This is a genomic window from Flavobacterium sp. (assembly GCF_027483985.1).
Taxonomy (GTDB): Bacteria; Bacteroidota; Bacteroidia; order Flavobacteriales; family Flavobacteriaceae; genus Flavobacterium.
The window spans coordinates 1-5,839 of sequence record NZ_JAIXTJ010000046.1; the positions used below are offsets into that span (position 1 = coordinate 1).

General features: G+C 32.8%; 5 protein-coding genes. 1 reads left to right on the top strand and 4 read right to left on the bottom strand.

All coding sequences use genetic code 11. The features are described 5' to 3' along the window. Positions 1-83: 83 nt before the first annotated feature. The 4 genes from Q0050_RS11915 to Q0050_RS11930 form a co-directional block, all read right to left on the bottom strand. A complete protein-coding gene (locus tag Q0050_RS11915) occupies positions 84-2,093 on the bottom strand; it encodes a fumarate reductase/succinate dehydrogenase flavoprotein subunit (protein WP_298395996.1) in 2,010 nt (669 codons plus the stop codon). Between the two features lie 19 nt (positions 2,094-2,112). Then, complete coding sequence (locus Q0050_RS11920) at positions 2,113-2,970, bottom strand: succinate dehydrogenase cytochrome b subunit (protein WP_298395999.1); 858 nt, start codon at positions 2,968-2,970, stop codon at positions 2,113-2,115. Between the two features lie 161 nt (positions 2,971-3,131). Continuing rightward, entirely contained in the window at positions 3,132-4,010 is an 879-nt protein-coding gene (locus Q0050_RS11925) for a hypothetical protein (protein WP_298396002.1), read from the bottom strand. Between the two features lie 78 nt (positions 4,011-4,088). Further along, entirely contained in the window at positions 4,089-4,940 is an 852-nt protein-coding gene (locus Q0050_RS11930) for a ChaN family lipoprotein (RefSeq protein ID WP_298396004.1), read from the bottom strand. 77 nt (positions 4,941-5,017) lie between these two features. Here Q0050_RS11930 and Q0050_RS11935 point away from each other — a divergent pair, with 77 nt between their 5' ends. Next, positions 5,018-5,614 (top strand): Crp/Fnr family transcriptional regulator, encoded by a 597-nt coding sequence (locus tag Q0050_RS11935; RefSeq protein WP_298396006.1) that lies wholly within the window; start codon positions 5,018-5,020, stop codon positions 5,612-5,614. Positions 5,615-5,839 lie beyond the last annotated feature (225 nt).

Sequence of the window (5,839 nt, forward strand, 5' to 3'; positions counted from 1 at the left end):
CTAAATTCCCTTTAGCTTTGGAGTTTTTCTGACGCCAAATTTTTAGGGTAATATTTATATTTTTTGCTGCGCTCATAACTCTATTATTTGTAATTTCTTGCGGCTATTTTAATAAACTCGTATTTTAATTCTTCTTTATGAAGCTCTTCTTTAGTGATGTCTTCACCATTGTATTGCCAAGCACCAACGAAAGAGAAGTTTTCATCATCACGCAAAGTTTCACCTTCAGCATCTTGATATTCTTCACGGAAGTGACCTCCACATGATTCTTTTCTTTGTAAAGCATCCATTGCCATTAATTGTCCTAAATCAATAAAATCGGCTACACGAAGCGCTTTTTCTAATTGCGGATTCAATTCATCAGCTGAACCAGGAACATATACATCTCTGTAAAACTCTTCTTTTAAAGCAGCGATTTCGGCAATTGCTTGTTTTAATCCTTCTTCATTTCGAGCCATACCAACTTTGTTCCACATAATCAAACCTAAACGTTTGTGGAAATGATCAACAGATTTAGAACCTTTTGTTGATAAAAACTTATTAATAGTTTCTTTAACTCTATTTTCAGCATCAACAAATTCTTGAGTTTCAGTTGAAATTTTTCCTGTCTTGATTTCGTCTGCAAGATAATTTGAAACCGTGTATGGTAAAACAAAATACCCATCGGCTAAACCTTGCATTAATGCAGAAGCTCCAAGACGGTTTGCACCGTGATCTGAGAAATTGGCTTCACCAGCAACGAAACAACCTGGAATTGTAGATTGCAAATTATAATCAACCCAAACACCACCCATTGTATAGTGAACCGCTGGATAAATTTTCATCGGTGTTTCGTATGGATTTTCATCGGTAATCTTTTGGTACATTGTAAACAAGTTACCATATTTTTCTTTCAACCATTGTTTTCCTAACGCCGTAATTTCTTCAGGTGTTGGGTGATGATTTCCTTTTGCAAAAGCAGCTTGTTTTCCTTTTGTCTGAATTTCTGAAGAAAAATCTAAGAATACACCTTCATTGGTATCATTAGCCTCAATTCCTCTTCCTTCGTCACAAACTTCTTTGGCAGCTCTTGATGAAATATCTCTAGGTGCTAAATTTCCGAAAGAAGGATATTTGCGCTCTAAGTAATAATCTCTATCTTCTTCAGCAATTTGAACAGGTTTTAATTTACCCGCACGAATTGCTTCAGCATCTTCTTTTTTCTTTGGTACCCAAATACGTCCTGAGTTACGTAACGATTCAGACATTAAAGTCAATTTAGCTTGATTTGTTCCGTGTACCGGAATACAAGTTGGGTGAATTTGAACATAACACGGATTAGCAAATAATGCACCTTGTTTGTGGATTTTCCAGCTAGCAGTAACATTACTTCCCATTGCATTTGTAGAAAGGAAATACACATTTCCGTAACCGCCAGATGCAATTACAACCGCGTGAGCTGAATGTCTTTCTAGTTCACCTGTTACTAAATTACGGGCAATGATTCCACGTGCTTTTCCATCAACTTTTACTAAATCTAGCATTTCGTGACGGTTGAACATTTGAACTCTTCCAAGTCCAATTTGTCTTGACAAAGCTGAATATGCTCCTAATAATAATTGTTGTCCTGTTTGTCCTGCGGCATAAAAAGTACGTTGTACTTGAGTTCCACCAAACGAACGGTTGTCTAGTAATCCGCCATAATCACGAGCAAAAGGCACACCTTGAGCAACACATTGGTCAATAATATTACTAGAAACTTCTGCTAAACGGTGAACGTTTGCTTCACGAGCTCTATAATCACCACCTTTGATAGTATCATAGAACAATCTGAAGGTACTATCACCATCATTTTGATAATTTTTTGCAGCATTGATACCACCTTGAGCTGCAATTGAATGCGCACGACGTGGTGAATCTTGAAAACAAAATGCTTTTACATTATAGCCCATTTCACCAAGTGAAGCTGCAGCAGACGCACCAGCTAAACCTGTTCCAACAACAATAATATCAATTTTTGGTCTATTGTTTGGAGCTACTAATTTTAAATGGTCTTTATAATCTGTCCATTTATCTGAAATATGACCTTCTGGTATTTTTGAATCTAACTTCATAATATATATCTGATGTTGATTATTTTAAGAAAAAATGAATGTAAACTGGAATAATTGCAAATAACAACGGAACAACAATTGCAAAAGCAGTTCCGAAAAATTTTATTTTTGGAGTCCAATTAGGATTATTAAGTCCTAAGGATTGGAAAGCACTTTGAAATCCGTGTAATAAATGGAACGATAACACAACCATTGCTACTACATAAAGTAGTGTTGCTATCAAACCAAATTTAGCATCCTTAAAGAATGCAACTGTAATTTTGTGTAGATCTTTATAACCTTCGCCAATTTTTACTTTAGCTTGAGTGTTGTAAAATTCTGTTCTGTTAGCGATATAAGTTTGAGCTCCAGATTTAGCAGCTTCCTCTGCTGATTTAGCAACTTGTTGAACAGGCATATAACCTTCATTAGTTGTTAAATATAACTCTTGTTTTTGGCCCATCATTTCTACTGTTACTGTTTGCAACGGCATATTTTCATCAAAGTGCATCTTTGCCCAAAAATTAACCATATGAGTAACAATAAAAACCAAAATTAATGTTCCTAAGACAGCCATATTTCTTGAAGAAAAAGAACTGTTTGCGCTAGGATTAGTTTTAGCATAACCAATTGGTCTAGCTTTTACATTTTGATAGGTTAGTAAAAAACCATCAACAGCGTGAAAAAGAATTGAAATGTAAGTTAAATAAGATAATAACTTAACTGCTGGATTTGAAGTCATAAATAACGCATATTGGTTAAAATGTAATGCGTCGCTAAAAATCAGTTGTAGATTTCCAGCTAAATGTCCTGCCAAAAACAAGCATAAAAATAAACCCGTAAGAGCCATCCAATATTTCTTTGCGATAGATGACTTTAAAAGTGCAGATTTTGCCATAAGATTGTATAATTTATTTTAAAAAATCACACAAAAATACAGCTATTTGATATTAACTACAACCTTTTCGATGTAATTTATAATCAATTTAAAGTGAGTTTAACACTTGTTGATTTTCAAGCTCTTATATTTAAAAAAACTATGGTATTTGTTAAACAAAACTATTTTGTAAACGAAGGAACCAATCCTCGAAGTCCCATATCAAGGACTGTTTCTCCTTGAGATGGATCAAATTTTCCGTTGCCGTTAGTATCAACCCATTCAAAACTTTTATTGGTAGATAGTGAAAGTGTGACAACAACATTCTTTTTTTCTAAGCCAGTAATTTCAAGTGGTGTATTAAATTTTCCGGTAACTATACCTGATATTGGCGATGTTGGTGACGAACCAGCAATGGGATTAGGCGCTGTAGTAGCTCCAACTGGTGCTTGCCCTGATGCGGAATAAGGGAAATCATCTAAGACAAAAGCCCAATATCCTTGCGGTTTATTGGCATCAACTTGAAAAAAAGTATTTCCAATATTATGTGTAGTGATATAAGTATTGAAACCAATAAAACTTTCTAAAGTTCCGTCATATTCTAAACTTGAACTTGGTTTACGAATTTTGACATTAAAATTTTGATAAGACAATAAGACTCTCATCCACTCATACTTTCCAATCGATAAATCTTTTAACGGAATTTCTAAGAAAGCCTCACCTTCGGCAACTATTTTTGCTTTACTAAAATCTATTGCGTTATCGCCTCCAATTGTGGTTTCTTGACCTTGATAAACTACATTACCATCACCAAGTTGGGTTGTAGCATCTTTTGCGAATTCAATATAATGTGAGGAAATCGTATTAAAAACCGGAGATTGGGCAGCATTTCCAAAAGGGACAAAGGAAGGTTGACCTAAATTATTTAATCGCGCTTGATTTGAATCAAATTTAAATTTAATAATCAACATTGGTTCCACTTGATTATCATCTAAATCTTCACACGAAAAAAAAGAAACACTTAAAGCAACTACAATTATGAATAAAACTAATTTTTTCATTTTATGGTTTGGTTTTTGACTTCAAAAACTTATTAATTTGAACAATTATTACAAATTGATTTTTAAAAGCACACAAATTTAATAGGTTTTTGTTACATCTTCATCTATAACGAGAATAAAGTCGGCTTTATTGTAATTTTCTTTTTCTAATTTAGTAATGTCTTTCTGCTCAACTGTTGAAATAGTTACAATTTTAATCGCTGGATTATAGGTTTTTAAATACCAGTTAATTCCGTCAAAGTTGTCTGAATGAAAAGTTCCATTATAATGAATAAAAACAGTATTAGGTTTCAAATTTTTAGTAATAAAATAAGCCATCGTGGCATCTTTGGTAGCTTGAGCTTTTGGCATATTCGGACTAGTATGTTCGCCCATCATCTTCAACATTTCAACATATCCTGGAAGCGATGCGTCATAAGGAATTGGTTGTGGTGCTATCCAAGTTTTCTCTTCTTCTGTTAATGTAGCCAACGCTTCAAATCCTTTTTTAGAAACCATCGAAGCATATCTTCTAGGAATATTCGTTGCAATAAAGTCAAATTTATTTTCTTTAGCAAAATCAACTAATGGCTTGTAATCCGTAGCATAATTTTGCCAAAGTCGAGCTGTCGAATCCAATTGTTTTTGATTAATTTCTCCCTTTAGATATTGATTTAATTGTTTTTGATTGTCGGCTTCAATCATTTCGGCACCAAGAACAACTTTTTTTGAAACTGCAACATCCTTAGTCAATTCTAATTGCAACCAGTGTGAAATTGAATTGTTATGATATTCTCCAAAAAGAACAACTTGTGTTTTTAACGAAGCATATATCAGTTTGTCATAAGTAACTTTGTTTCCGTTTTTATCAAATAATTGATATGGTGATTTATCTTGTGCTTGAAGAGAAATTGTAAAAAAAAGAAGTACCGACCATAAATTAGTTCTCATTGTGAATTTTTTTATAAAAATATAGATTTTAATCTGAGTTGAAAACTATTTAGATATTTTTGTTGAAACTTTTGCAGATGACGGTTTTAAAAACAAAAGATGCTTTTCTTGATTATTTATGTCAATTTATCGACGTAGAGAATGATTCTGTGCAAGAATTAATATTGAAAGCAAGAACTACATTTAAGGAGATTTTGTTGAAGAAAAACGAATTCTTTGTGAAGGAAAATGAAATTTGCCAGCATTTTTGCTTTGTAGAAAGCGGGATTTTACAACATTCGATAGAAGTTTTCGACGAAGAAAAAACCACTTATCTTGCTTTAAGAAATTCGGTGACTTCCTCATTAAGCAGTTTTTTATTTGGAAAACCTTCTAGGAAAAGCATTAAAGCCATTGCCGAAACTAAACTGTGGATTGTAGATTTAAAAACATTCAAAGATTTAATTGAAAACAACAAGGCATTTCAGCAATTTTATTACAATGTTATCGAAAAACAAATTTGCTTAATCGATGATTATCGCATTGATTTATTGACACTAACTCCTGAAGAAAGATATAAAAAACTACTAGCAACTGAACCCAAATTACTACAAGAAGTTCCATTGCACTATTTGGCTTCGTTTTTAGGAATTTCGTCGCGACATATGAGTCGTATCCGAAAAAACATAAATTAATAATTACCGCAAATTCGCAAATTTTTTTTATCTTCAGATGATTATAATTTGCGAATTTGCGGTTAATTAAAATAACGCCATTTGGCTACATCTTGAACTCAATTATTACTTAATTTTGTGTAGAATAAAGTTATTCACTAATTACTATTCACTAATTACTATTCACTAATTACTATTCACTAATTACTATTCACTAATTACTATTCACTAATTACTATTCACTAA